This window comes from Burkholderia sp. 22313, assembly GCF_052045245.1.
In the GTDB taxonomy this organism is placed as follows: Bacteria; Pseudomonadota; Gammaproteobacteria; order Burkholderiales; family Burkholderiaceae; genus Burkholderia.
On the sequence record NZ_JBQEON010000040.1, the window covers coordinates 38,930 to 64,299 of the forward strand.

Annotated in this window: 22 protein-coding genes and 1 pseudogene; 4 read left to right on the forward strand and 19 right to left on the reverse strand. The window is 65.9% G+C overall.

Translation table 11 applies throughout. The features are described 5' to 3' along the window. Positions 1-63: 63 nt before the first annotated feature. The 3 genes from ACTJKF_RS26755 to ppsA form a co-directional block, all read right to left on the reverse strand. Entirely contained in the window at positions 64-999 is a 936-nt protein-coding gene (locus ACTJKF_RS26755) for an SPFH domain-containing protein (protein ID WP_440627583.1), read from the reverse strand. 33 nt (positions 1,000-1,032) lie between these two features. Then, positions 1,033-1,467, reverse strand: a complete 435-nt coding sequence (locus ACTJKF_RS26760; RefSeq protein ID WP_440627585.1) for an NfeD family protein — start codon at positions 1,465-1,467, stop codon at positions 1,033-1,035. A gap of 210 nt (positions 1,468-1,677) precedes the next feature. Beyond that, positions 1,678-4,077, reverse strand: a complete 2,400-nt coding sequence (ppsA, locus tag ACTJKF_RS26765) for a phosphoenolpyruvate synthase (protein ID WP_440627587.1) — start codon at positions 4,075-4,077, stop codon at positions 1,678-1,680. A 376-nt stretch (positions 4,078-4,453) separates the two neighbouring features. Between ppsA and ppsR the strand changes: the two genes are divergently transcribed. Next, positions 4,454-5,269 (forward strand): posphoenolpyruvate synthetase regulatory kinase/phosphorylase PpsR, encoded by an 816-nt coding sequence (ppsR, locus tag ACTJKF_RS26770; RefSeq protein WP_440627588.1) that lies wholly within the window; start codon positions 4,454-4,456, stop codon positions 5,267-5,269. A gap of 117 nt (positions 5,270-5,386) precedes the next feature. On the opposite strand, the gene ACTJKF_RS26775 is transcribed toward ppsR, so the two are convergent. The 16 genes from ACTJKF_RS26775 to rpsB all read right to left on the reverse strand — a co-directional run bounded on the left by ACTJKF_RS26775 (position 5,387) and on the right by rpsB (position 21,053). Beyond that, on the reverse strand, positions 5,387-6,169 hold the full coding sequence (locus ACTJKF_RS26775) for a TrmH family RNA methyltransferase (RefSeq protein WP_440627590.1): 783 nt from the start codon (positions 6,167-6,169) through the stop codon (positions 5,387-5,389). Then, the gene (gene rnhB, locus ACTJKF_RS26780; RefSeq protein ID WP_440627592.1) at positions 6,166-6,810 is read right to left on the reverse strand and encodes a ribonuclease HII; all 645 of its coding nucleotides are present in this window, start codon (positions 6,808-6,810) and stop codon (positions 6,166-6,168) included. The genes ACTJKF_RS26775 and rnhB overlap by 4 nt, the downstream gene beginning before the upstream one ends. Then, positions 6,807-7,976 carry a lipid-A-disaccharide synthase gene (lpxB, locus tag ACTJKF_RS26785; RefSeq protein WP_440627594.1) on the reverse strand — a complete coding sequence of 390 codons (1,170 nt, stop codon included), beginning with the start codon at positions 7,974-7,976 and terminating at the stop codon, positions 6,807-6,809. Before lpxB ends, rnhB begins: the two co-directional genes overlap by 4 nt. 3 nt (positions 7,977-7,979) lie before the next feature. Then, positions 7,980-8,768: an acyl-ACP--UDP-N-acetylglucosamine O-acyltransferase gene (gene lpxA / locus ACTJKF_RS26790; protein WP_440627596.1), complete on the reverse strand. Its 789-nt coding sequence runs from the start codon at positions 8,766-8,768 to the stop codon at positions 7,980-7,982. Between the two features lie 67 nt (positions 8,769-8,835). After that, positions 8,836-9,303, reverse strand: a complete 468-nt coding sequence (gene fabZ / locus ACTJKF_RS26795; protein ID WP_006495559.1) for a 3-hydroxyacyl-ACP dehydratase FabZ — start codon at positions 9,301-9,303, stop codon at positions 8,836-8,838. Between the two features lie 129 nt (positions 9,304-9,432). Continuing rightward, positions 9,433-10,527, reverse strand: coding sequence for a UDP-3-O-(3-hydroxymyristoyl)glucosamine N-acyltransferase (gene lpxD / locus ACTJKF_RS26800; RefSeq protein WP_440627598.1), 1,095 nt, complete (start codon positions 10,525-10,527; stop codon positions 9,433-9,435). 16 nt (positions 10,528-10,543) lie between these two features. Beyond that, on the reverse strand, positions 10,544-11,041 hold the full coding sequence (locus tag ACTJKF_RS26805; protein WP_205611421.1) for an OmpH family outer membrane protein: 498 nt from the start codon (positions 11,039-11,041) through the stop codon (positions 10,544-10,546). Between the two features lie 64 nt (positions 11,042-11,105). After that, the gene (bamA, locus tag ACTJKF_RS26810; protein ID WP_440627600.1) at positions 11,106-13,412 is read right to left on the reverse strand and encodes an outer membrane protein assembly factor BamA; all 2,307 of its coding nucleotides are present in this window, start codon (positions 13,410-13,412) and stop codon (positions 11,106-11,108) included. 64 nt (positions 13,413-13,476) lie between these two features. Then, complete coding sequence (gene rseP / locus ACTJKF_RS26815) at positions 13,477-14,865, reverse strand: RIP metalloprotease RseP (RefSeq protein WP_440627602.1); 1,389 nt, start codon at positions 14,863-14,865, stop codon at positions 13,477-13,479. An 11-nt stretch (positions 14,866-14,876) separates the two neighbouring features. Continuing rightward, the gene (locus tag ACTJKF_RS26820; protein WP_440627603.1) at positions 14,877-16,073 is read right to left on the reverse strand and encodes a 1-deoxy-D-xylulose-5-phosphate reductoisomerase; all 1,197 of its coding nucleotides are present in this window, start codon (positions 16,071-16,073) and stop codon (positions 14,877-14,879) included. Positions 16,074-16,088: 15 nt separating this feature from the next. Then, positions 16,089-16,910, reverse strand: coding sequence for a phosphatidate cytidylyltransferase (locus tag ACTJKF_RS26825; RefSeq protein WP_440627605.1), 822 nt, complete (start codon positions 16,908-16,910; stop codon positions 16,089-16,091). Beyond that, the gene (gene uppS / locus ACTJKF_RS26830) at positions 16,904-17,686 is read right to left on the reverse strand and encodes a polyprenyl diphosphate synthase (protein ID WP_440627607.1); all 783 of its coding nucleotides are present in this window, start codon (positions 17,684-17,686) and stop codon (positions 16,904-16,906) included. The genes ACTJKF_RS26825 and uppS overlap by 7 nt, the downstream gene beginning before the upstream one ends. A gap of 49 nt (positions 17,687-17,735) precedes the next feature. After that, a complete protein-coding gene (gene frr, locus ACTJKF_RS26835) occupies positions 17,736-18,296 on the reverse strand; it encodes a ribosome recycling factor (RefSeq protein WP_440627608.1) in 561 nt (186 codons plus the stop codon). Between the two features lie 102 nt (positions 18,297-18,398). Then, on the reverse strand, positions 18,399-19,112 hold the full coding sequence (pyrH, locus tag ACTJKF_RS26840) for a UMP kinase (RefSeq protein WP_212162789.1): 714 nt from the start codon (positions 19,110-19,112) through the stop codon (positions 18,399-18,401). Between the two features lie 156 nt (positions 19,113-19,268). Next, the gene (tsf, locus tag ACTJKF_RS26845; RefSeq protein WP_174930987.1) at positions 19,269-20,150 is read right to left on the reverse strand and encodes a translation elongation factor Ts; all 882 of its coding nucleotides are present in this window, start codon (positions 20,148-20,150) and stop codon (positions 19,269-19,271) included. A 162-nt stretch (positions 20,151-20,312) separates the two neighbouring features. Beyond that, positions 20,313-21,053, reverse strand: a complete 741-nt coding sequence (gene rpsB, locus ACTJKF_RS26850; RefSeq protein WP_124830615.1) for a 30S ribosomal protein S2 — start codon at positions 21,051-21,053, stop codon at positions 20,313-20,315. A 378-nt stretch (positions 21,054-21,431) separates the two neighbouring features. Between rpsB and map the strand changes: the two genes are divergently transcribed. The 3 genes and pseudogenes from map to ACTJKF_RS26865 all read left to right on the forward strand — a co-directional run. Further along, positions 21,432-22,247 carry a type I methionyl aminopeptidase gene (gene map / locus ACTJKF_RS26855; protein WP_014896732.1) on the forward strand — a complete coding sequence of 272 codons (816 nt, stop codon included), beginning with the start codon at positions 21,432-21,434 and terminating at the stop codon, positions 22,245-22,247. Positions 22,248-22,297: 50 nt separating this feature from the next. Then, positions 22,298-24,874 carry a [protein-PII] uridylyltransferase gene (locus ACTJKF_RS26860; RefSeq protein ID WP_440627612.1) on the forward strand — a complete coding sequence of 859 codons (2,577 nt, stop codon included), beginning with the start codon at positions 22,298-22,300 and terminating at the stop codon, positions 24,872-24,874. 16 nt (positions 24,875-24,890) lie between these two features. Continuing rightward, positions 24,891-25,370: pseudogene (locus ACTJKF_RS26865) on the forward strand (pseudouridine synthase); the annotation flags it as partial.

The window sequence follows — 25,370 nt, forward strand, 5'->3', positions numbered from 1 at the left end:
CCCGCTCGAAGCGGGCCGTGTCGCGTTGTGCGGTGCGCAGGCGCGCGGCATCTGCGCGCGCGCTCAGCCCTTCCCGCCTGCGGCCGGCGTCGCGTTCCTGACGATCGACATCGCCGACGCGATCGCCGTGCCGAGATCCGACAGGTTCGACGGCACGATCAGCGTGTTGCCCTGTTTCGCGAGGTTCGAGAATGCGCCGACATACTGCTCGGCGACCTTGAGGTTCACGGCATCCATCCCGCCTTGCGACTGGATCGCGTTCGCGATCTTCTGGATGGCCTGCGCGTTCGCCTCGGCCACCGCGAGAATCGCGGCCGCCTCGCCCTGCGCCTGGTTGATCGCGGCCTGCCGCTCGCCTTCGGACTTCTGGATCGCCGCCTCGCGCGCGCCCGACGCAAGGTTGATCTGCTCCTGCTTGCGGCCTTCGGACGCGGCGATCAGCGCGCGCTTTTCCCGCTCGGCGGTAATCTGCGCCTGCATCGCGTGCAGGATCTCCTTGGGCGGCGTCAGGTCCTTGATCTCGTAGCGCAGCACCTTCACGCCCCAGTTCGAGGCAGCCTGGTCGAGCGCCGACACGATGTTGTGGTTGATGAAGTCGCGCTCCTCGAAGGTCTTGTCGAGTTCGAGCTTGCCGACCACCGAGCGCAGTGTCGTCTGCGCGAGCTGCGTGATCGCGAGCACGAAGTTGCTCGACCCGTACGATGCCTTCATCGGATCGGTGACCTGGAAGTACAGCACGCCGTCGACCTGCAGCTGGGTGTTGTCGCGCGTGATGCAGACCTGGCTCGGCACGTCGAGCGGAATTTCCTTCAGCATGTGCCGGTAGGCGATCCGGTCGACGAACGGCAGCACGATATTGAGACCGGGCGACAGCGTCGCGTGATAGCGCCCGAAACGTTCGAGCACCCACGCATGCTGCTGCGGCACGATCTTCACCGTCTTCGACACGATCACGATGGCGATGACGAGCAGCACGACCCAGATGATCAGCGAATCCATGAAGTGTTCCCTCCTTGTTGTATCAGTGGACGATCAGACCGCGGGTTTCGCGACGACGACGAGCCTGTTGCCGCGCACGGCACTCACCTGATAGACGTGCGCATCGTCGCGCTCGCCGGTCGCGAGCTCGACGTCCCAGTCGGCGCCGCGATACTGCACGCGCGCGCGGCCGTCATGCCACGCGTCGACCGTGACGGTCGCGCCGATATCGAGATTGACGTCGGGATTCGTCGACGTATCGCGCTTCTGCTTGCGCCCGAGCCCCGAGCGACGCAGCACGATCATCGCGATGAGCGCGACCGCGGCGGCCGCACCGAACTGCACGTGCGGCGCGAAACCGGCGAGCTGCAGCAGCGCGCCCGCGAGAAAGCCGAGCGCGATCATCAACAGATAGAACGTGCCGGTCAGCAATTCGGCCACGACCAGCACGCCGACGCCGACCCACCAGAACAGATGCCCCGACATCATTGTGGTCTCCAGAAAAACCGCCCCGATGCTCACTATATTCGCTGCGCCCGCTCCCGGCGTGGGCAATTGGCACGCTCGAGGCCATCCGATGCGTGCCGACAAACAAAAACACCCCGGTGCTTACCGGGGTGTTTATAGCACGAACCTTGCATTTTGCCTTCAGCGAAAGAGCGGCGGACCGCCCTTTCGTCGAAGTGGCGTGACCGACCGTTACTTCCGGTTGGCGAGCGCCTGCCACGTATCGATGATCGTGTCCGGGTTCAGCGAGATCGACACGATGCCTTCGTCGGTCAGCCATTGCGCGAAGTCCGGGTGATCGGACGGGCCCTGGCCGCAGATGCCGACGTACTTGCCCATCTTGCGGCAGGTATCGATCGCACGCTTGAGCAGGAACTTGACGGCCGGGTCGCGTTCGTCGAAGTCGACAGCCAGCAGTTCCATGCCCGAGTCGCGGTCGAGGCCGAGCGTAAGCTGCGTGAGGTCGTTCGAACCGATCGAGAAACCGTCGAAGTGCTCGAGGAACTCTTCGGCGAGGATCGCGTTGGTCGGGACTTCACACATCATCACGAGGCGCAGACCGTTCTCGCCGCGCTTCAGGCCGAACTTCTCGAGCAGGCCGACGACACGCTCCGCCTGCTTCACGGTACGCACGAACGGCACCATGATCTCGACGTTGGTCAGGCCCATCTCGTCGCGCACGCGCTTCAGTGCACGGCATTCCATCTCGAACGCCTGCGCGAAGTCTTCGGCGATGTAACGCGACGCGCCGCGGAAGCCCAGCATCGGGTTTTCCTCGTCCGGCTCATAGCGCGAACCGCCGATCAGCTTCTTGTACTCGTTCGACTTGAAGTCGGACAGACGCACGATCACGGGCTTCGGATAGAACGCCGCGGCGATCGTCGCGACACCTTCCGTCAGCTTGTCGACGTAGAACTGGCGCGGCGACGCGTGGCCGCGCGCGACGCTCTCGACCGCCTTCTTCAGGTCCTGGTCGATGTTCGGATACTCGAGGATCGCCTTCGGGTGCACGCCGATGTTGTTGTTGATGATGAACTCGAGACGCGCGAGGCCAACACCACCGTTCGGCAGTTGCGAGAAGTCGAACGCGAGCTGCGGGTTGCCGACGTTCATCATGATCTTGACCGGGATTTCCGGCAGTTCGCCGCGCTGCACTTCCGTGACTTCCGTCTCGAGCAGCCCGTCGTAGATCTTGCCTTCGTCGCCTTCCGCGCACGACACGGTGACGAGCGCGCCGTCCTTCAGGATGTCGGTTGCGTCGCCGCAGCCGACCACTGCCGGCACGCCGAGCTCACGCGCGATGATCGCCGCGTGGCAGGTGCGGCCGCCACGGTTCGTGACGATCGCCGCCGCGCGCTTCATCACCGGCTCCCAGTTCGGGTCGGTCATGTCGGCCACCAGCACGTCGCCCGGCTGCACGCGTTCCATTTCCGACGGATCCTGGATCACGCGCACGGGGCCCGCGCCGATCTTCTGGCCGATCGCGCGGCCCGTCGCCAGCACCTGCGACTGGCCCTTCAGCTTGAAGCGCTGCTCGGCCTTGCCGGTCGCCTGGCTCTTCACCGTTTCCGGGCGTGCCTGCAGGATGAAGATCTTGCCGTCGCGGCCGTCCTTGCCCCACTCGATGTCCATCGGACGCTGGTAGTGCTTCTCGATGATGACCGCGTACTTCGCGAGCTCGATCACGTCTTCGTCGGTGATCGAGTAGCGGTTGCGCTGCTCGTGCGGCACGTCGACCGTCTTCACGCGGCCCGGCTCGCCCGGCTGCGTGAATTCCATCTTGATCAGCTTCGAGCCGATCGAGCGGCGGATGATCGGGTACTTGTCCTGTGCGAGCGTCGTCTTGAACACGTAGAACTCGTCCGGGTTCACGGCACCCTGCACGACGGTTTCGCCCAGGCCGTAGCTCGACGTGATGAACACGGCGTCCTTGAAGCCCGATTCGGTGTCGATCGTGAACATCACGCCGGCCGCGCCGACGTCCGAGCGGACCATGCGCTGCACACCGGCCGACAGCGCCACTTCAGCGTGCGTGAAACCCTTGTGCACGCGATACGAGATCGCGCGGTCGTTGTACAGCGACGCGAACACGTGCTTCATGCGGTCGAGGACGTCGTCGATGCCGACGACGTTCAGATACGACTCCTGCTGACCGGCGAACGAAGCGTCGGGCAGGTCTTCCGCAGTCGCGGACGAACGCACGGCAAACGACAGCTCGCCCGGCGAGCCGCTCTTCAAGATTTCGAACTGTGCGCGGATTTCCTGCTCGAGACGTGCCTGCATCGGCGCGTCGACGATCCACTTGCGGATTTCGGCACCGGCTTCGGCGAGCGCCTTCACGTCGTCGATGTCGAGCGACTCGAGACGCTTGGCGATGCGATCGGTCAGATCGTTGTGCTTGAGGAAATCGCGGAAGGCGAGCGCGGTCGTGGCGAAACCGGTGGGTACGCGAACGCCTGCTTCGGAAAGCTGGCTGATCATCTCGCCGAGCGACGCATTCTTGCCGCCCACGATCTCCACATCGGTCATCCGCAACTGCTCGAACGGGATTACATACGCCTGGTCCTTTGCGACGTTTGCTGCGTTAGTCATACAAGCCCCTAAGTGTGAAAAAAATGCTCGATTGCGCAAGTGGGCTCGGACGCGGGCGCTTGCAAAAAGGCGCGGCGCGTCTTGCGCAACCTGTTGGAGAAACAATCGCAGCGGCGGAAAATCGTCCGACCCGATTTGCAAAAATCCCGGCAGAAGGGCGATATATTCAGACGAATCGCCGAACTTGCCGGGAGTTTTGGAATCGGGCGGCCATGCCTAGGGTGCCGTTCGCACCCTGCCCCCACAATTGCTTATCCAACAGGTTGCCGCTATTCTACCGTGCCGGCTGCCGGATGTGGCGCGACCTTGTCACTGCGTGTGGAGGCGAACCTCCAGCCGCCTGCGCAACCGCCCTTCACGTTCGACACCCAGATTCATGCTGCCTACCGTTTTCATCGTCTCCGACGGCACCGGGATCACTGCCGAAACCTTCGCGCACTCGATCCTCTCCCAGTTCGACCAGAAATTCCGTCTCGTGCGCTTGCCGTTCGTCGACTCGCTCGACAAGGCCTTCGCGACCGTCGAGAAGATCAACGAGGCCGCGGTGCACGACGGTCGCCGCGCGATCGTGTTCACGACGCTCGTCGACAGCGAATCGAACGACATCGTCAAGCGCTCGAACGCGCTCGTGCTGGACATGTTCCAGCGCTTCGTCGAACCGCTCGAACAGGAACTGGAGCTGAAGTCGAGCCATGCGATGGGTCGCGGTCACCAGAACGCCGATACCGAGGAATACAAGACCCGGATCGAGGCGATCAACTTCTCGCTCGCGCACGACGACGGCCAGTCGAACCGCAACCTGTCGGAAGCCGACGTGATCCTGGTCGGCGTGTCGCGCAGCGGCAAGACGCCGACGAGCCTGTATCTCGCGATGCAGTACGGCGTGAAGGCGGCAAACTATCCGCTGATTCCGGAAGATTTCGAGCGCGGCAAGCTGCCGTCGGCGCTGTCGTCGTACAGCGAGAAGCTGTTCGGGCTGTCGATCGATCCGCAGCGCCTGTCGGAGATCCGCAACGAGCGCCGCCCCGGCAGCAAGTACGCGGCGCCCGAGAACTGCCGCTACGAAATCAACGAAGCCGAGGCGATGATGCGCCGCGAAGGGATCAAGTGGCTGTCGTCGACACACAAGTCGATCGAGGAAATCGCGACGACGATCCTGCAGGAAATCCGTCTGGACCGGCAGTCGTACTGACGACCGGCGCACGGGTGGCCGACAGGCCGCCGTCGCCGACAACAAAAAGGCCGCAGTCGCGGCCTTTTGCATGGTGCGGGATGCCGCGCGGGCAATGCCACGCGTCACGCCGTCATGTCACGTGCGCCGCTGCTGCCGCACCTGCTCGAACAAACACACCGCCGCCGCCGCCGCGACGTTCAGCGACTCCATGCCGCCCGGTTGCGGAATCGTCACGCGGTGCGTGGCCGCGTCGCGCCAGAACGCCGACACGCCCGCCCCCTCGTTGCCGAACACCCATGCGACGGGGCCCGCCAGGTCGCAATCGTAGACCGCCTGCGCGCCGTGCGAATCGGTCAGCGCGACCGGCACGTCGAGGCGTTCGGCGAGCGCGCCGGCTTCGACATCCTCGTGGATCGACAGCAGGAAATGCGCGCCCATCCCCGAACGCAGCACCTTCGACGACCATGCATAGGCGGTGCCCGGCGCGCAGAACACGCGGCGCACGCCAGCCGCCGCCGCGCTGCGCAGGATCGACCCGACGTTGCCGGCGTCCTGCACACCGTCGAGCACGACCGACGTATGCGTGACGCGCTCCGGCAGCGGCTGCGCGGGCCGGTCGACGAGCAGCAGGAAGCCAACGCCGCTGACCACGTTCGACAACTGGCCGAACAGCGTGTCGGGCAGCGTGACGACCCGCTGCGCATCGATGCGCGCGATGATGGCCTGCGCTTCGGCATGGGCGAGCGCGCCTTCGGTCGCGACGCACAGCTCGGGCGTGGCCCCCGTATCGAGATACGCGCCGGCGAGATGGAAACCTTCGAGCAGCGCCTGGCCGCCGCGGCGCTGCTGGGACGTCGACCCCGCGAGTGCCTTCAGGCGCTTGTACAGCGGGTTGTCGCGGGAAGTAATGCTTTTCATCGAATCAGGTCGAGTGCCGCGCGCACGGGCGCGAACGAGCGCCGATGCGCTTCGCACGGGCCGTGCTCGCGCAGCGCGGCAAGATGTTTCGCGGTGCCGTAGCCCGCGTGCACGTTGAAGCCGTAGACGGGGAAACGCGCGTGCAGGTCGACGAGCATGCGGTCGCGCGTGACCTTCGCGAGAATCGACGCGGCCGAGATGCTCGGCACGAGCGCGTCGCCGCTGACGATCGCCTCGGCCCGCACCGTCAGCGTCGGACAGCGGTTGCCGTCGATCTGGGCAAGCGTCGGCAGCACCGACAGGCCTTCGACGGCCCGCTTCATCGCGAGCATCGTCGCGTGCAGGATGTTGAGCGTGTCGATTTCGTCGACGCTGGCCGAGGCGACGCAATACGCGCGCGAACGCGCGACGATCAGGTCGTACAGCGCGTCGCGCTTTTTCGCGGACAGTGCCTTCGAATCGTCGAGCCCGTCGATCGGCTGCGCGGGATCGAGGATCACCGCGGCGGCGACCACCGGCCCCGCGAGCGGGCCGCGGCCGGCTTCGTCGACGCCGCAGACGATCTCGTCAGGCCGGCTGAAGTCGAACCCGCCCTGCACGTCGATCGACGCGCGGCGGCGTGGTGCACGCGCTGCCGTCATGCGCGCCCCATGCGTTGCTCGAGCACGCGCACGACCGCTTCGGCGGCCTTCGCGGCCGTGTTCTGCCGCAGCGACAGATGCATTTCGGTAAAGACTTCCGTCAGCGTGCGGCGGTTCGCGTCGTCGCGCAGCTGCGTCAGCGTCGCATCGGCGAGCGCCTCGGGTGTCGCGAAATGCTGCAGCAGCTCGGGCACGACGAAACGCCCCGCCAGGATGTTCGGCAGGCCGACGTACGGCAGATAGCCCTGCCGGCGCATGATCTGCCCGGTCAGCCAGGGCACTTTGTACGAGATCACCATCGGCTTCTTCAGCAGCGCGGCTTCCAGCGTGACGGTGCCGCTCTTCACGAGGATCGCGTCGGCGGCCGTCATCGCGACCTGCGAGCGGCCGTCGGTGATCGTCAGCGCGAGCTGCGGATGCGCATCGACGAGCGGCTGCAGCAGTTCGCGCAGCGCAGGCGTCGCCGCCGGCATCACGAACCGCACGCCGGGCTCGCGCTGCTGCATCAGCGCCATCGCCGCGAAGAACGTCGGGCCGATCAGCCCGATCTCCGAGCGCCGGCTGCCCGGCAGCACCGCGATCACCGGGCCGTCCACCGGCAGGCCGAGCGCGATGCGCGCGCCGTGCGTGTCGGGCTCGAGCGGGATCTCGTCGGCCAGCGGATGACCGACGTACGTCGATGCGACGCCCGCCTTGTCGAGAAGCGCCGGCTCGAACGGGAACAGGCACAGCATGTGGTCGACCGACTTCGCGATCTTCTTGATCCGGCCGCCGCGCCACGCCCAGATCGACGGGCACACGAAATGGATCGCCGGGATGCCCGCGTCGCGCGCGGCCTGCTCCACGTTGAAGTTGAAATCGGGTGCGTCGACGCCGATGAATGCGTCGGGCCGCTCCGCGAGCAGCTGGCGCTTCAGCTCGCCGCGAATTCGCAGGATCTCGGGGATCTGGCCGAGCGCCTCGACATAGCCGCGCACGGTCAGCTTGTCCATCTGCCAGTGTGAGTCGAAGCCGTGTGCGAGCATCCGCTGGCCGCCGATCCCGTAGTACCGGGTCGACGCGGGCAGCCGCTCTTGAAGCCCGCCGAGCAGCGACGCCGCGAGCAGATCGCCCGACGGCTCGCCGGCCACCATGGCGAGCCGGAGCTGATTGGTCGGGAGCGACATCGCTTAGCGGATGATGCCGCGTTGCGACGCGTCGATGAACGCGACGAGCACGCTGACCGCCGCATCGCCTTCGCCGCCCGTCGCCGCGAGCTCGCGCAACTGCACCTTCGCTTCCTCGAGCGACAGGCCGTTCTTGTACAGCAGGCGGTACGCGCTGCGCAGCGCCGAGATGGCGTCCGGCGAGAAGCCGCGCCGGCGCAGGCCTTCGACGTTGATGCCGTGCGGCTCGGCCTTGTTGCCGGCTGCGATCACGAACGGCGGCACGTCCTGCACGAGTGCCGATGCACCACCCAGCATCGAATGCGCGCCGATGCGCACGAACTGATGCACGCCCGACATCCCGCCGACGATCGCGAAGTCGCCGATCTCGACGTGACCGGCCATCTGCGCGTTGCTCGACAGGATCACGTTGTTGCCGACGCGGCAGTCATGACCGATGTGCACATAGGCCATGATCCAGTTGTCGTCGCCGAGCGTCGTCACGCCGGCGTCCTGCACCGTGCCGGTGTGGATCGTCGTGAATTCGCGGATCGTGTTGCGGTTGCCGATCACGAGCTTCGTCGGCTCGTCCTTGTACTTCATGTCCTGCGGACGGCCGCCGACCGACGCGTAATGGCCGATGCGGTTGTCCTCGCCGAGCGTCGTGTGACCTTCGATCACGCTGTGCGAGCCGATCGTCGTCCGCGCGCCGATCGTGACGTGCGGCCCGACGATCGCGTACGGCCCGATCTCGACGGACTCGTCGATCTGCGCGCCCGGTTCGACAATCGCGGTAGGATGAATCCTGGTCATGCGCCGTTGCCTCTCGATGTGATGTGTCGCGTTGCTCGCGTTACGTTACCCATGCGTGCCGCGTCGCTCAGGGCGCCGCGTCGGCCGTCTTGACCGTGCACATCAGTTCGGCTTCCGCCGCCACCTTGCCGTCAACTTCCGCCACCGCCTTGAACTTCCAGATGCCGCGGATGTAGCGTTCGAACGTCACGTTCAGGATCAGCTGGTCGCCCGGTTCGACCACGCGCTTGAAGCGTGCGCCGTCGATGCCGACGAAGTAGTACAGCGTGTTTTCCGGATCCTTCGGCTGCTCTTCCGCGAACGTCAGCAGCGCGGCCGCCTGAGCGAGCGCCTCGAGGATCAGCACGCCCGGCATCACCGGCCGCTTCGGGAAGTGCCCCTGAAAGAACGGCTCGTTGATCGACACGTTCTTCAGCGCCTTGATTCCCTTGTGCGGCTCGAGTTCGAGCACGCGATCGACCAGCAGAATCGGGTAGCGATGCGGCAGCAGCGTGAGGATCTTGTGGATGTCGAGATTGATTTTTTCAGTGCTCATGATGGTTCGTCTCACGCAGAGGCTGCGCGGTGGTGATGCAAAGGCTGAAGCGGGCCGCCGCGCGGCCCAGTCTGGCAAACCGGGCCGGTTGCGCTGGCCGTGCCCGGTTCGTGGTCTCGCATGGTGCGCTCAGGCGTCCGTGCCGCCCTGGGCGGCCAGCGCGGTTTCGAGCGCCTTGATGCGCTCGCGCAGCTTGTCGAGATTGCGCACGAGCGCGGCGCTCTTGTTCCATTCGCCGTGGTCGACGGCCGGGAATGCGCTCGTGTAGATGCCGGCCTTCGGCAGCGACTTCGACACGCCCGACTTCGCGGTGATGATGACATAGTCGCCGAGCGTCACGTGGCCGGCGATGCCCGCCGCGCCGCCGATCATGCAATGGCGGCCGATCGTCGTGCTGCCCGCGATGCCCGCGTTGCCGGCAATCACCGTATAGGCGCCGATCCGGCAGTTGTGGCCGATCTGGACCAGGTTGTCGATCTTCACGCATTCCTCGATGACGGTGTCCGCCATCGCGCCGCGATCGATCGTCGTGTTCGCGCCGATCTCGACGTCCGGGCCGATCGACACGCCGCCGACCTGCGGGATCTTGACCCAGCTGCCGGTGCGCGCGTCGCCGTCGCCGACGAAATCCGGCGCGAAGCCGAACCCGTCTGAACCGATCACGGCACCCGAATGGATGATCGCGCGCGGACCGATCTTGCAGCCGTGGTACACCGATGCGTTCGGATAAAGGTGCGAACCCGCGCCGATCGTCGTGCCGCGGCCGACGAACACGTTTGCGCCGAGCTGCACGTCGTCCTCGATCACCGCACCGGCCTCGACCGTCACGTGCGGGCCGATCACCGCGCTCGCGGCGACCTGCGCGGCCGGATCGATCGTCGCGCTCGGATGCACGCCGGCCGCGCGCGGCGGCGTGGCGAGATCGATGAACATCTGCGCGACGCGCGCGAAGTACGCGTACGGATTCGGCGTCACGATGAAGCTGCGGGGGCCGGCCGTCCGGCCGGTAGCGGCCGTGCCCAGCTTTTCGAGATCCTTCGGCGCGATCAGTACCGCGCCGGCGCGGGTCGTCTCGACCTGCGCCAGGTACTTCGGATTCGCGAGAAACGCGAGTTGCTGAGGGCCTGCCTGATCGAGCGGCGCAAGGCCGCTCACCGTGCATTGGGCGTCGCCGGCGATCTCGCCGCCGAACCGCTTTACGAGTGCCTCAAGCGTCAATGCCATTCGTCGTCTGCTCCGTTCAGTTCGTCGAGCCGGACGCGAGCGCCTTGAGCACCTTGTCGGTGATGTCGATGCGCGGGCTGACGTACACGGCTTCCTGGACGATCAGGTCGTAATTCTGCTGCTCGGCGATCTGCTTGATGACCCGGTTCGCACGCTCCAGCACCGCCGCGAGCTCCTCGTTGCGGCGCTGGTTCAGGTCTTCGCGAAACTCGCGCTGCTTGCGCTGGAAGTCGGTGTCGAGCTGCGCGAGATCGCGCTGCTTCTGCGCGCGATCGGCCGCCGACAGCGACGCACCGTTCTTGTCCAGCGAGTCGGACATCGACTTCAGGCGCGCCGCGAGGTCCTGCAGATCCTTGTCACGCTTCGCGAACTCGGCTTCGAGCTTCGTCTGCGCCGCCTTGGCGGGCGCCGACTCGCGCAGGATCCGATCCGAATTGACCGCCGCGATGCGGGCGACGTCCTGTGCGTGTGCCGTCGCCGCGCCCAAGGCCAGCGCAACGGTCAGCGCACACATCACTCGTTTCGAAAACTTACCGGTTAGCAAAATTACCCTCTCGTTGCTGTTGTCATGCGTTCGATCAGAACGCCGTCCCGATCTGGAACTGGAATTTCTGGTACTGGTCGCCTTCATGCTTCTGCAGCGGGAAGCCGAGGCTCAGCTTCAGCGGGCCGATCGGCGAGATCCACGCCAGACCGACACCATAGCCGTAACGCAGGCCGTTCGCGCCGGTACTCGTGCCGCCCGGCGCGTTGCCCCACACGTTACCGCCGTCGAGGAACGTGAACACGCGCAGCGTGCGGTCGTAGCCGGTGCCCGGCAGCGGGAACGTCAGCTCGATGTTGCCGACCAGCATCTTCGAACCGCCGATCGGGTCGTTCGTCTTCGTGTCGCGCGGGCCCAGCGAGCTCGGCTCGTAGCCGCGCACGGAGCCGATACCGCCCGCGTAGTAGTTCTTGAAGATCGGGTACGGGTTGCCGATACCGTTACCGTAGCCGCCTTGCAGGTTCATGCCGAGAATGAAGCCGCGCGAGAACGAATAGTAGTACTGCGCCTGCAGGTCGGCCTTGTAGTACTGGATCTTGCCGACCGGCACGCCGTATTCGACGTTCGCCTGCGTGAAGTAGCCGCGGCTCGGGATCAGCGCGCTGTCACGCGCGTCGCGCGACCATGCGACGGTCAGCGGCACCGTGTTCGACACGCGGCCGAACTCGTTCACGTAATCCTGGTAGCTCTGCGGCGTGTTCGAGTCGACGTCGAGACGGTTCTGTTCGAAGCCCGCGCCGAAGTAGACGGTGTCGACTTCCGAGAACGGGATGCCGAACTTCAGGTTGCCGCCCGCGCTGATGATCCGGAAGCTCGAGCTCGTCGAATAGTAGAGCGGCTGATACGTACGGTAGAAGACGTCCGTGATCCGCTTGATGCCGTCGACCGTGAAGTACGGGTCGACCTGCGTGACGGTCAGCGTGCGGTAGCTCTTCGCGGTGTTGACGTTCACCGACAGGCTCGTGCCCGAGCCGAACACGTTGTCCTGCGACACGCCGGCCGACAGCACCACCTTGTCCGTCGACGAGAAGCCCGCGCCCAGCGTGATCGCGCCGGTCGGCTTTTCATCGACCTTCACGTTCACGTCGACCTGGTCGTTCGTGCCTTCGACCGGCACCGTCGTCACGTCGACGTTGGTGAAGTAGCCGAGACGGTTCACGCGGTCCTTCGACAGCGCGAGGCGGTTCGAATCGAACCACGAGCTTTCGAGCTGGCGCATTTCGCGACGCACGACTTCGTCGCGCGTACGCGTGTTGCCGACCACGTTGATGCGGCGCACGTACACGCGGCGGCTCGGATCGACGACGAGGTTCAGGTTCACCTTGTGGTTGGCCTGGTCGATGTCCGGCTGTGCGTTGACGGTCGCGAACGCGTAGCCGTATTCGCCGAGCTTGTCGACGATCGCCTTCGTGGTCTGCTGCAGCTTTTCGGCCGAGAAGCGATCGCCCGGCTTGATCTTGATCAGCTTGGTCAGTTCGGCTTCGCGATCGAGCAGGTTGCCCGACAGCTTGATGCCCGACACCTTGTACGGCTCGCCTTCGTGCAGCGTGACCGTCAGGTACATGTCCTTCTTGTCGGGCGAGATCGACACCTGGGTCGACTCGATGTTGAACTCGAGGTAGCCGCGGTTCAGGTAGTACGAGCGCACGGCCTCGAGGTCGCCCGTCAGCTTTTCCTTCGAGTACAGGTCGTTCTTCGTGTACCAGGAGAACCAGTTCGGCGTCGACAGCTGCATCTCGTCGCGCAGCGTGCTGGTGCTGAACGCCTTGTTGCCGATGAAGTTGATCTGGCGGATCTTCGCGCTCGGGCCTTCGGCGACCGCGAACAGGATCGACACGCGGTTCGCGTCGACCGGCGTGACCGTCGTCTTGACTTCGGCCGCGTAGAAGCCGCGCGTCAGGTACTGACGCTTGAGCTCCTGCTCCGCCTTGTCGACGAGCGCCTTGTCGTAGTAGCGGCCGTCGGCCAGACCCACCGCGCGCAGCGCCTTCGTCAGGTTGTCCTTGTCGAATTCCTTCGTGCCGGTGAAGTCGATCGACGCGATGGCCGGACGCTCCTGCACCTGCACGATCACGACGTTGCCCTGGGTGGCGATACGCACGTCGTTGAAGAAGCCCGTCGCGTACAGCGCGCGGATTGCTTCGGATGCCTTGTCGTCGGTGAAGGTATCGCCCTGCTTGATCGGCAGGTAGGCGAACACCGACCCCGCTTCGACGCGCTGCAACCCCTCGATCTTGATGTCTTGCACCACGAACGGTGCCGCTGCATGCGCCGCGAGGCCGTGCGCGGCGAGCGCGGCCGCTGCAACTGTCTTAGGTACAAAGCGATGAGGTTTGAACAACGTGCATCCCCAATATTTAGCTGCATCAAATCAGGCGGCGACCGACCGGCCGCCGCCTGACGCTTCAGAAATGGATTAACCGAGCCAGGTCGTTGAACAGCGCGATCGCCGACAACGCGACGATGCAGATCAACCCGGCTCTTTGCAGAATCAGCTGCCAGCGCTCCGAAACGGCTTTCCCGGTCGCGGCTTCAACCAGATAATATAACAGATGCCCCCCGTCCAAAACGGGAATCGGCAGCAAGTTCAGCACGCCGAGGCTAATGCTGACAAGGGCGAGGAACGACAGGAAGGCCGACGGGCCGAGCCGCGCGCTCTTGCCCGCATAGTCGGCGATCGTCACCGGGCCGGACAGGTTCTTCAGCGACGCATTGCCCGTGATCATCCGCCCGAACATCTTCAGCGAGTAAACGGCGATGTCCCACGTGCGGTGCGCGCCGAGCTGCAGGCTCTCGAGCGGCCCGTAGCGCACGTCGACCGACGGCGTGTGCATCGACAGCGCCGCGCCGATGCGGCCGATCTGCTGCCCCGTTTCGTCGTCGCGCTGCGCCTGCGGCACGATCGATACCGACTGCACGGCGCCGCCGCGCTCGACCTGCAGGGCAACCGCCTGGCCCGCATGGTGCTTCACCGCATCGATGAAGCGCGATGCGCCGCCGATGGGCTTGCCGTCGAGCGTGAGCAGCTTGTCGCCGGCCTTCAGGCCCGCCTGCTCGGCCGCACTGCCGGGCTGCACCGACGCCACCGACAGCGTGCCGCCGCCGGTCTCGAAGCCCAGGTGCATCATGAAATCGTCGTCGAGCTGGCTTTCCGGAACATTGCGCAGGTCGACGCGGAAGTCGAACGTCGACGCGCCGCCATCGCGCGCACCGAGCACGACCTCGCGATGATCGAACGCGGCGGACAGCAGCTTCCAGCGCAGGTCCGACCACGAGCGCACCGGCACGGCGGCGCCGCCCTGCTCGTCGCCTGCGCCAACGTCACGGATCGACACGATCGTCTCGCTGCCGTCGAAACCCGCACGGGCCGCCACCGTGCCGGCGGCCGGCGGCGCGAGCACCGCGGCCGGCTCGGTGACGCCGGTCGCGAATACGACGGAAAACAGCACGATTGCCAACAGGAAGTTCGCGATCGGGCCGGCGGCGACGATCGCGATGCGCTTGAACACCGATTGCCGGTTGAACGCCTGGTCGAGCTCCTCGGGCTTGACGCCCGACCCCGCCTCGCGCTCGTCGAGCATCTTCACGTACCCGCCGAGCGGCAGTGCGGAGAGCGTCCACTCGGTGCCCGTCCTGCGGCTGACCCACCGCGCGACGGGCTGGCCGAAACCGATCGAGAAACGCAGGACCTTCACGCCGCACCAGCGCGCGACGCGATAGTGTCCGTACTCATGCACGACGACCAGCACCCCGATCGCCACCGCAAACGCGACCAGTTCGACCAGCACGTTCATGAGCACCTCATTCAGACAGTACGCTCCACGCGTGGCGCAGGCGCTTTCGCAATGATCGAGGCGGCGAGGCGGCGTGCCTCGGCGTCCGCCGCCAGGACGTCATCGAGCCCGTTCGGGTTGCGGTTCGGCAGTGCGTTGAGCACCGCGTCGACCGTCGCCGCGATCGCCATGAAGCCGATCCGCCGCTCGAGAAACGCTTCGACCGCGATTTCGTTCGCCGCGTTCAATGCGGCACTCGCGATGCCGCCCTCTTCAAGCGCCTTCAGCGCGAGCGCGAGGCACGGGAAGCGCGTGTAATCGGGCTTCTCGAACGACAACTGCGCGATCTGCGCGAGGTCGAGCTGCTCGACGCCGGCGTCGACGCGCTCCGGGAACGCCAGCGCGTGCGCGATCGGCGTGCGCATGTCGGGGTTGCCGAGCTGCGCGAGCACCGAGCCGTCGCGGTACGACACGAGCGAATGGATCACGCTCTGCGGGTGGATCAGCACGTCGATCCGGTCGCCCGGCAGACCGAAGATCCAGTGCGCCTCGATCACCTCGAGGCCCTTGTTCATCATCGTCGCGGAATCGACCGAAATCTTGCGGCCCATCACCCAGTTCGGGTGCTTGCAGGCCTCGTCCGGCGTCACGTCGACGAGCGTGGCCGGCTCGCGCGTGCGGAACGGGCCGCCCGACGCGGTCAGGATGATCTTCGAGATGCCGCCGTGCTCGTTCGCGTCGCGCGGCATGCACTGGAAGATCGCGTTGTGTTCGCTGTCGACCGGCAGCAGGATCGCGCCATGGTCGCGCACGGCGTCCATGAAGATCGCACCCGACATCACGAGCGATTCCTTGTTCGCGAGCAGGATGCGCTTGCCGGCGTGCGCGGCCGCGAGGCTCGGCGCAAGACCGGCCGCGCCGACGATCGCCGCGACGACCGTGTCGCACGCGTCGCTCTTCGACACGTCGACGAGCGCCTGCGGCCCGTACAGCACCGTGGTCTTGCTGCCTGCCGCACGCAGCCTTGCGTCGACGTGCGCAGCCGTCGCCGCATCGCCGACCACCGCGACTTCGGGTACGAAGCGCAGGCACTGCTCGACGAGCTTGTCGCCGTTGCGATGCGCGGTCAACGCGTAGACCGAGAAACGCTCGGGATGGCGGGCGACCACGTCGAGCGTGCTGTCTCCGATCGAGCCCGTGGAACCGAGCAGTGTCAGACGTTTTTGCATAACAGAATGAGTGATTTAACCAAGCAGCAGCATTGCGAGCGGCAGCACCGGCAGCAGCGCGTCGACGCGATCGAGCACGCCGCCGTGACCGGGCAGCAGTCCGCTCGAATCCTTCACGCCCGCCTGACGCTTGAGCAGCGACTCGAACAGGTCGCCGATCACGCTGTAGACGACCAGCAACGTCAGCGCGGCCCACGCGCCGGGCATCCCGTAGCGCGCGTCGAATGCGGAAAACAGGGTCGGCTCGAACCAGTGCGCGGCGACCGCGACACCCGCAACGACCATCACGGCGAGCCAGCCGCCGATCGCACCTTCCCAGCTCTTGCCGGGACTGATCGTGATGGCCAGTTTACGCTTTCCGAAGGCCTTGCCCGCGAAGTATGCGCCGATATCGGCGAGCCAGACGACCAGAAGCAGCGACAGCACGAACGGCACACCCTGCGCACGCGCCGCGACGAGCGCATGCCAGCAGGCCGCGAACACCACGAGCCCGGCCGCGAGCAGGAATGGCCGCCAGACGCCGCCCGCGAGTTGCGGCTTGCGCCGCAGCGAGAACGGGCCGACCAGCAGCCAGAACACGCCGGCTGCCATGAAAAGGGGACGGGACGCCGTGGCGTCGATGCCGAGCGGCGTGGTCGCGGCGAGCGCCAGCATCGCGACGATCGCGTAGACGACGGAACCGGCCGCGCCGAGCTTCAGCAGGCGCGCCCATTCCCACGCGGCGAACACGAGCACGACGCCGATCAGCGCGCCGAAGCCGCTGAGCGGCGCGAACAGCGTCACCGGCAGCAGCACCGCCAGCATCACGACCGCCGTGATTACACGGGTCTTCAGCATGAAAGGGAGTCGGCGTTCTGCGATTGCGGTTCGAGCTGCGCACTGGTGCGCCCGAAACGGCGCTCGCGCTCGGTATACGACGCAATCGCGTCGGCGAGCGCCGCGCCGTCGAAGTCCGGCCAGTATTTGTCGGTGAAATAGAATTCGGCGTACGCGAGCTGCCACAGCAGGAAATTGCTGACGCGCTGCTCGCCGCCGGTGCGGATGAAGAGATCGGGCTCCGGCGCATAGGCCATCGCCAGGTGCGGCGCGAACGCGTCTTCGGTCACGTCGACCTCGCGGCCTTCGCGCACGGCCTGCTCGACGAGCTTCTTCGTCGCCTGCAGGATGTCCCAGCGGCCGCCGTAGTTCGCGGCGATCGTCAGGGTCAGGCGGGTGTTGCGCGCCGTCTTGGTTTCGGCACGGCGGATCAGTTCGCGGATGCGCGGCTCGAAGCGTTCGAGATCGCCCACCACGCGCAGGCGGATTCCGTTCGCATGCAGCTTGCCGATCTCGCGCTCGAGCGCGGTGATGAACAGCCGCATCAGGAACGACACTTCGTCGTTCGGCCGGCGCCAGTTTTCCGAACTGAACGCGAACAGCGTCAGGTATTCGACGCCGGCGCGCGCGCAACCCTCGACCACCGCCCGCACGGCGTCCACGCCGCGGGTGTGCCCCGCGACGCGCGGCAAGCGGCGTTCGGTCGCCCAACGGCCGTTGCCGTCCATGATGATCGCGATATGACGCGGCACGACGCCGACGTCAGGCACGCGAACGGTAGAGCTGGTATAGGTCATGGCCGTTGAGACAGTAATGCGGGAAGAAGGCGGCGCGCGAGGACGGTCGTCAGACCGTCATGATCTCGGCTTCCTTGCTCTGCACGAGCTTGTCGACTTCGATGACGTGCTTGTCCGTCAGCTTCTGCACGTCGTCGCTCGCACGGCGCTCGTCGTCTTCCGAGATTTCCTTGTCCTTCACGAGCTTCTTGAGCGCTTCGTTCGCGTCGCGGCGCAGGTTGCGGATCGCGATCTTGGCCGTTTCGCCTTCGCTCTTGACCACCTTGGTCAGCTCGCGGCGGCGCTCTTCCGTCAGCGCGGGCATCGGCACGCGGATCAGATCGCCGGACGTTGCCGGGTTCAGGCCGAGATCGGCTTCGCGGATGGCTTTCTCGACCTTCGCGACCATGTTCTTTTCCCACGGCTGCACGCCGATCGTGCGTGCGTCGACGAGCGTCAGGTTCGCGACCTGCGAGATCGGCACCATCGAGCCGTAATAGTCGACCTGGACGTGATCGAGCAGACCGGTATGCGCCCGGCCCGTACGGATCTTCGCCAGATCGTTCTTGAACGCTTCGATCGAGCGCTGCATCTTCTGCTCTACGCCCTTCTTGACATCAGCGACACTCATTTCAACCTCCAAACCTTCCAACCTTCAAAGAACGCGGGCCCCGCCCGGCGCGCCACGCGCCGCGGCCGGCGACCCACGCCGCTTGCCCGCATCCGCGGGAGTTTACACGTGGACGAGCGTGCCTTCGTCCTCGCCCAGCACGATACGCTTGAGCGCGCCCGGCTTGTTGATCGAAAACACGCGGATCGGCAGCTTCTGGTCACGGCACAGCGCGAAGGCCGTCGCGTCCATCACCTGCAGATTGCGGCTGATCGCCTCGTCGAAGCTGATCGTCGTGTAGCGCGTGGCCGACGAATCCTTCTTCGGATCGGCAGAATATACGCCATCGACCTTGGTCGCCTTCAGCACGACCTCGGCGCCCACTTCCGAACCGCGCAGCGCGGCGGCCGTGTCCGTCGTGAAGAACGGGTTGCCCGTGCCGGCCGCGAAGATCACGACCTTGCCTTCCTCAAGCTGGCGGATCGCGCGGGGCCGGATGTACGGCTCGACGACCTGGTCCATGCGCAGCGCGGACTGCACGCGCGCGACGATGCCGGCGTGGCGCATCGCATCCTGCAGCGCCAGCGCGTTCATCATCGTCGCCAGCATCCCCATGTAGTCGGCCGTCGCGCGGTCCATGCCCGCCGCACCGCCCGCGACGCCGCGGAAAATATTACCGCCGCCGATCACGACCGCAAGCTGCGTACCGAGACCCACGACTTCGGCGATATCCGCCACCATCCGTTCGATCGTCGCGCGATTGATGCCGAAGGCATCGTCGCCCATCAGCGCTTCGCCGGAGAGTTTGAGAAGGACGCGTTTATAGGCATTGGACATAGGGGCTTCCGAGCGACGAGAGGATGACAACCACGAACTGTAGGGGCGAAATACTGATTCGGGCAAGCGCCGACGACCGGACCGGGGTTCCCGGCCAGCCGGCGGCGCCGCCGGCCGCGGCGGAGCGGACGCCCGCCGCGGATACTGCCTGACTGCTTACTGCTGCTTTGCTGCTGCGACTTGCGCGGCCACTTCGGCGGCGAAGTCGTCCTGGCGCTTCTCGATGCCTTCGCCGACGACGAACAGCGCGAACTTCTGCACCGCCGCATTCGCTGCCTTCAGCATCTGCTCGATCGTCTGCTTGTCGTTCTTCACGAACGTCTGGTTCAGCAGCGACACTTCCTTCAGGTACTTCTGGACGCTGCCGTCGACCATCTTCGCGACGATTTCAGCCGGCTTGCCCGATTCGGCAGCCTTCTGCTCGGCGACGCGACGTTCCGTCTCGATCAGTTCCGCCGGCACGTCGGCCGACGACAGGGCGACCGGCTTCATCGCGGCGATGTGCATCGCGACGTCCTTGCCGACCTGCTCTTCAGCGCCCGTGTACTCGACGATCACGCCGATGCGTGCGCCGTGCAGGTACGTGGCGATCTTGTTCGCGGTTTCGAAACGGACGAAACGACGGATCGACACGTTCTCGCCGATCTTGCCGACCAGTGCCAGGCGCACTGCGTCGACCGTCGAGCCTTCGAGCGGCAGCGCCGACAGCGCAGCCACGTCGGCCGGGTTTTGCGTTGCAACGAGTTCCGCAACCGTCTTCGAGAATGCGAGGAAGTCGTCGTTCTTCGCGACGAAGTCGGTTTCGCAGTTCAGTTCGACGAGCGAACCTGCATTGCCGCCGACGAACGATGCGACGACGCCTTCTGCCGTCACGCGCGATGCCGCCTTGCTCGCCTTGTTGCCGAGCTTGACGCGCAGCAGCTCTTCAGCCTTGGCCAGGTCGCCGTCGGCTTCCGTCAACGCCTTCTTGCACTCCATCATCGGTGCGTCGGTCTTTGCGCGCAGTTCTGCCACCATGCTTGCGGTAATTGCCGCCATCATTCGCTCCTTGAGTCTGTATTCACAACGCCGCCCGCTTGGACGCGAACGGCCGAAAATCGTTTCCGGACCCGCGCCGATTCGGCGCGATCAGGTCCGGCGCACAAGCTTAAAAAAAGGGGGCCTGTTGAGAGCCCCCTTTTTGCGCCGGCTCGGGGCCAGTTACGCGTTTTCCTCGACGTACTCGTCGTCGCCGCGTGCGGCCTGGACCACTTCGTTGACCGCGTTCGCACGGCCTTCCAGGATCGCGTCGGCCACGCCTTCAGCGTACAGCGCGACTGCCTTGCTCGAGTCGTCGTTGCCCGGGATCACGTAGTCCACACCTTCCGGCGAGTGGTTCGTATCGACCACGGCGATGACCGGCACGCCCAGCTTGTTCGCTTCCGTGACGGCGATCTTGTGGTAGCCGACGTCGACGACGAAGATTGCGTCCGGAATGCCGCCCATGTCCTTCACGCCGCCGATCGACTTCTGCAGCTTGGCGATTTCGCGTTCGAACAGCAGCGCTTCCTTCTTGCTCATCTTCTCGAGCTCGCCTGCCTCGACTGCCGTTTCCATGTCCTTCAGGCGCTTGATCGACACCTTCAGCGTCTTGAAGTTGGTCATCATGCCGCCGAGCCAGCGTGCGTTGACGTACGGCATGCCCGCACGTTGCGCTTCCTGGGCGATCGTGTCACGCGACTGGCGCTTCGTGCCGACGAACAGGATCGTGCCGCGGTTCGCTGCCAGCTGGCGCACGTACTTCTGTGCGTCCGTGAACATCGGCAGCGTCTTTTCGAGGTTGATGATGTGAATCTTGTTGCGGTGACCGAAAATGAACGGAGCCATCTTCGGGTTCCAGAAGCGCGTCTGGTGACCGAAGTGGACACCCGCTTCCAGCATTTGGCGCATCGTAACTGCCATGTGAATTCTCCACGAGGGTTGGGTCTTAAGCCGGCTGCCGTACCGCCGCGCGAACGTGCCCCGAAGGACCGTCGTTCCGCGCGGCCGGCACCCTGGTTGCGCCGGCTTGCGATTCGACACGTGCAAAACGCCCGTGCCGCAAGCCTTTCATCAGCCATGCCGCCCCAAGACGGGGCATGTTCGGCATTTGGACGTCGACTTAGCCAAAGAGTATAGCACGCCGATTTGTCGCCCCTCAAGTCGCCCGCCACTTTCGCTTGCCGCGCGGCAGGCGGCCGGACAATCCGCGAAAACCCGCATCCACACGCAGGCAGGGGCTGCGAGGCCCGCCATAAGGTGCGATAATCCGTCAATTCACCGCATTCCAGGCATACCTCGATGGCTATCACGCTCAAAAACGAACACGACATCGCCGAGATGCGCGTCGCCTGCCGTCTCGCGAGCGAAGTGCTCGACTTCATCACGCCGCACGTCGTCGCGGGCGTCACGACCGCCGAGCTCGACCGGCTCTGTCACGAATTCATGCTCAACGAGCAGGGCACGGTCCCCGCGCCGCTGAATTACCAGCCGCCCGGCTATCCGCCGTATCCGAAGGCCACCTGCATCTCGGTCAACGACGTGATCTGCCACGGCATTCCGGGCGAGAAGGTGATCAAGAACGGCGACGCGCTGAACATCGACATCACCGTGATCAAGAACGGCTACTTCGGCGACACCAGCCGGATGTTCATCGTCGGCGAGGGCTCGATCCTTGCGAAGCGCCTCGTGCAGACCACCTACGAGTGCATGTGGCTCGGCATCGACCAGGTCAAGCCCGGCGCGCACCTCGGCGACATCGGCTACGCGATCCAGAAACATGCGGAAGCGCAGGGCTACAGCGTCGTGCGCGAATACTGCGGCCACGGCATCGGCACGGTGTTCCACGAAGATCCGCAGGTCGTCCACTACGGGCGTCCCGGCACCGGCATCGAACTGAAGGCCGGGATGATCTTCACGATCGAGCCGATGATCAACGCCGGCAAGCGCGACATCCGCACGATGCCCGACCAGTGGACGGTCAAGACCCGCGATCGCAGCCTGTCCGCGCAATGGGAGCACACGGTGCTCGTCACCGAGACGGGCTACGAAGTGCTGACCGTGTCGGCCGGCACGCCGGCGCGCCCGGTGTTCGCGCAACCGGCCGCCGCGGTCTGAGCGCCGTCGCGCCAGCCTGCCCCACCCGCCCCTGACCTGAACGGCCGCCCATGAGCGCTCACGCCGCCCCCTCGCCCGAAGCGCTGTCGCGGCGCGCCGAATTCAAGGCCGCCAAGATCGACATGCTCGAGCGCTTTCGCCGCGCGACGAACGTCGCGTCGCTGATGCACGCGTTGTCGAAACTCACCGACGAAGCGCTCAAGCGCGTGTGGGAAGAATGCGGGCTGCCGGCGACACTCGCGCTCGTCGCCGTCGGCGGCTACGGGCGCGGCGAGCTCGCGCCCCACTCCGACGTCGACATCCTCGTGCTGCTGCCCGACACGCACGACCCGGCGCTCGACGCGCGCATCGAGCGCTTCATCGGCATGGCATGGGATCTCGGCCTCGAGATCGGCAGCAGCGTGCGCACGGTCGCGCAATGCATCGAGGAAGCGTCGCAGGACGTCACCGTGCAGACCTCGCTGCTCGAGGCACGCCGCATCGTCGGCAGCACCGCGCTGTTCGAGCGTTTCACGGTGCGCTATCACGAGGCGCTCGACGCGCGCGCATTCTTCACCGCGAAGGTGCTCGAGATGCGCCAGCGCCACGCGAAGTTCCAGGACACGCCCTACAGCCTGGAGCCGAACGTGAAGGAAAGCCCCGGCGGGCTGCGCGACCTGCAGACGATCCTGTGGATCGCGCGCGCGGCCGGCTTCGGCAGCAGCTGGCACGAACTCGATACGCGCGGGCTCATCACCGAGCGCGAGGCGCGTGAGCTGCGCCGCAACGAAGGATTCCTGAAGACGCTGCGCGCGCGGCTGCACGTGATTGCCGGCCGCCGTCAGGACATGCTCGTGTTCGACCTGCAGACGCAGGCGGCCGAGAGCTTCGGCTACCGGCCGACGCAGGCCAAGCGAGCAAGCGAGCAGCTGATGCGCCGCTACTACTGGGCGGCGAAGGCCGTCACGCAGCTCGCCACGATCCTGATCCAGAACATCGAGGCGCAGCTGTTCCCCGCGACGAGCGGCATCACGCGCGTGCTGTCGCCCGATCGCTTCGTCGAGAAGCAGGGCATGCTCGAGATCGTCGACGACGGCGTGTTCGAACGCCACCCCGACGCGATCCTCGAAGCGTTCGTGCTGTATGAGACGACCCGTGGCGTGAAGGGCCTGTCCGCCCGCACGCTGCGCGCGCTGTACAACTCGCGCGAGATCATGAACAACACGTGGCGGCGCGATCCGCAGAACCGCCGCACGTTCATGCAGATCCTGCAGCAGCCCGAGGGCATCACGCATGCGTTCCGGCTGATGAACCAGACGAGCGTGCTCGGCCGCTACCTGCTGAATTTCCGCCGCATCGTCGGCCAGATGCAGCACGACCTGTATCACGTGTACACGGTCGACCAGCACATCCTGATGGTGTTGCGCAACATCCGCCGCTTCGCGGTGGCCGAGCATGCGCACGAGTACCCGTTCTGCAGCCAGCTGATCGGCAATTTCGAGCGCCCGTGGGTGCTGTATGTCGCGGCGCTGTTCCACGACATCGCGAAAGGCCGCGGCGGCGATCACTCGACGCTCGGGATGGCCGACGCGCGGCGCTTCTGCCGCGAGCACGGGATCGCCGGCGACGACGCGGCGCTGATCGTGTGGCTCGTCCAGCACCACCTGACGATGAGCCAGGTCGCACAGAAGCAGGACACGAGCGATCCGGAAGTCATCAAGCGCTTCGCCGAAGTCGTCGGCAACGAACGGCACCTGACCGCGCTCTACCTGCTGACCGTCGCCGATATCCGCGGCACGAGCCCGAAGGTGTGGAACACGTGGAAGGGCAAGCTGCTCGAGGACCTATACCGCATCACGCTCGCCGTGCTCGGCGGCGCCAACCCCGACGCGCATTCGGAACTGAAGTCGCGTCAGGAGCAGGCGCTCGCGCTGCTGCGCCTCGAGACGGTGCCCGACGACGCGCACCGCGCATTGTGGAATCAGCTCGACGTCGGCTTCTTCCTGCGTCACGACGCGGCCGACATCGCATGGCAGACGCGCGTGCTGTACCGGCACGTGAATGCCGAAACCGCGATCGTGCGTGCGCGGCCATCGCCGATCGGCGACGCGCTGCAGGTGCTCGTCTACGTGAAGGACCGCCCCGACCTGTTCGCGGGCATCTGCGCGTACTTCGACCGCAACGGGCTGTCGGTGCTCGATGCACGCGTGAGCACGACGCGGCACGGCTATGCGCTCGACAACTTCATCGTCACGCAGACCGAACGCGACGTGCGCTACCGCGACATCGCGAATCTCGTCGAACAGCAACTCGCGACGCGCCTGGCCGATACCGCGTCGCTGCCGGAACCGTCCAAGGGCCGCCTGTCGCGGCTGTCCCGGACGTTTCCGATCACGCCGCGCGTCGACCTCCGGGCCGACGAGCGCGGCCAGTATTACATCCTGTCCGTGTCCGCCAACGACCGGCCGGGCCTTCTCTATTCGATCGCGCGCGTGCTGGCCGAGCATCGGATCGGCGTCCATGCGGCGCGGATCAATACGCTCGGCGAACGCGTCGAGGACATCTTTCTGCTTGCGGGTGCCGGCCTGTCCGACAACCGCCTGCAGATCCAGCTCGAAACCGAATTGCTGCGCGCGATCGCAGTCTGAATGAATCCCAGCGTTTATGCGCACCAAATTAACCGTCAAGAATCCGAAGCCGGCGTCGCCGACCCGCGCCCCTGTCCGCTCCGGCAGCCTCGTCGCCCGCAAGGCGGTGCGCCCTGCGGCACCGCCCGCCGGGGACAAGCCAGCCCGCCCGAAGCAGGCGCCCGCGGCGGCCGGCGAACGCGCGTTCAAGCCGCGCGGTTCCGCAGGCGCGGAGCGCGCACCGGCCCAGCGCGCGCCGCGTGACGGCGGCGCCGACCGTGGCGCGCGTGCACCGTATCGCGACAACGCAGCCAGCGAAGGTGCGAAGCGCAGTTTCGGCGATCGCCGCACGTCGTCCGATCGTCCGCCCCGTCGTAGCGATGACGATGCACGGCCGCGCCGCGTAGGTGGTGACGACAGCAAGCGCCCGTCCTATCGCGACAACGCAGCCAGCGAGGGTGCGAAGCGCAGTTTCGGCGATCGCCGCACGTCGTCCGATCGTCCGCCCCGTCGTAGC

What these genes read in the sequence shown, in the direction of transcription:
- ACTJKF_RS26755 (WP_440627583.1), bottom strand. Translation starts at nt 999, where the DNA reads ATGGATTCGCTGATCATCTGGGTCGTGCTGCTCGTCATCGCCATCGTG.
- ACTJKF_RS26760 (WP_440627585.1), bottom strand. Translation starts at nt 1,467, where the DNA reads ATGATGTCGGGGCATCTGTTCTGGTGGGTCGGCGTCGGCGTGCTGGTC.
- ppsA (WP_440627587.1), bottom strand. Translation starts at nt 4,077, where the DNA reads ATGACTAACGCAGCAAACGTCGCAAAGGACCAGGCGTATGTAATCCCG.
- ppsR (WP_440627588.1), top strand. Translation starts at nt 4,454, where the DNA reads ATGCTGCCTACCGTTTTCATCGTCTCCGACGGCACCGGGATCACTGCC.
- ACTJKF_RS26775 (WP_440627590.1), bottom strand. Translation starts at nt 6,169, where the DNA reads ATGAAAAGCATTACTTCCCGCGACAACCCGCTGTACAAGCGCCTGAAG.
- rnhB (WP_440627592.1), bottom strand. Translation starts at nt 6,810, where the DNA reads ATGACGGCAGCGCGTGCACCACGCCGCCGCGCGTCGATCGACGTGCAG.
- lpxB (WP_440627594.1), bottom strand. Translation starts at nt 7,976, where the DNA reads ATGTCGCTCCCGACCAATCAGCTCCGGCTCGCCATGGTGGCCGGCGAG.
- lpxA (WP_440627596.1), bottom strand. Translation starts at nt 8,768, where the DNA reads ATGACCAGGATTCATCCTACCGCGATTGTCGAACCGGGCGCGCAGATC.
- fabZ (WP_006495559.1), bottom strand. Translation starts at nt 9,303, where the DNA reads ATGAGCACTGAAAAAATCAATCTCGACATCCACAAGATCCTCACGCTG.
- lpxD (WP_440627598.1), bottom strand. Translation starts at nt 10,527, where the DNA reads ATGGCATTGACGCTTGAGGCACTCGTAAAGCGGTTCGGCGGCGAGATC.
- ACTJKF_RS26805 (WP_205611421.1), bottom strand. Translation starts at nt 11,041, where the DNA reads ATGTGTGCGCTGACCGTTGCGCTGGCCTTGGGCGCGGCGACGGCACAC.
- rseP (WP_440627602.1), bottom strand. Translation starts at nt 14,865, where the DNA reads ATGAACGTGCTGGTCGAACTGGTCGCGTTTGCGGTGGCGATCGGGGTG.
- ACTJKF_RS26820 (WP_440627603.1), bottom strand. Translation starts at nt 16,073, where the DNA reads ATGCAAAAACGTCTGACACTGCTCGGTTCCACGGGCTCGATCGGAGAC.
- ACTJKF_RS26825 (WP_440627605.1), bottom strand. Translation starts at nt 16,910, where the DNA reads ATGCTGAAGACCCGTGTAATCACGGCGGTCGTGATGCTGGCGGTGCTG.
- uppS (WP_440627607.1), bottom strand. Translation starts at nt 17,686, where the DNA reads ATGACCTATACCAGCTCTACCGTTCGCGTGCCTGACGTCGGCGTCGTG.
- frr (WP_440627608.1), bottom strand. Translation starts at nt 18,296, where the DNA reads ATGAGTGTCGCTGATGTCAAGAAGGGCGTAGAGCAGAAGATGCAGCGC.
- pyrH (WP_212162789.1), bottom strand. Translation starts at nt 19,112, where the DNA reads ATGTCCAATGCCTATAAACGCGTCCTTCTCAAACTCTCCGGCGAAGCG.
- tsf (WP_174930987.1), bottom strand. Translation starts at nt 20,150, where the DNA reads ATGGCGGCAATTACCGCAAGCATGGTGGCAGAACTGCGCGCAAAGACC.
- rpsB (WP_124830615.1), bottom strand. Translation starts at nt 21,053, where the DNA reads ATGGCAGTTACGATGCGCCAAATGCTGGAAGCGGGTGTCCACTTCGGT.
- map (WP_014896732.1), top strand. Translation starts at nt 21,432, where the DNA reads ATGGCTATCACGCTCAAAAACGAACACGACATCGCCGAGATGCGCGTC.
- ACTJKF_RS26860 (WP_440627612.1), top strand. Translation starts at nt 22,298, where the DNA reads ATGAGCGCTCACGCCGCCCCCTCGCCCGAAGCGCTGTCGCGGCGCGCC.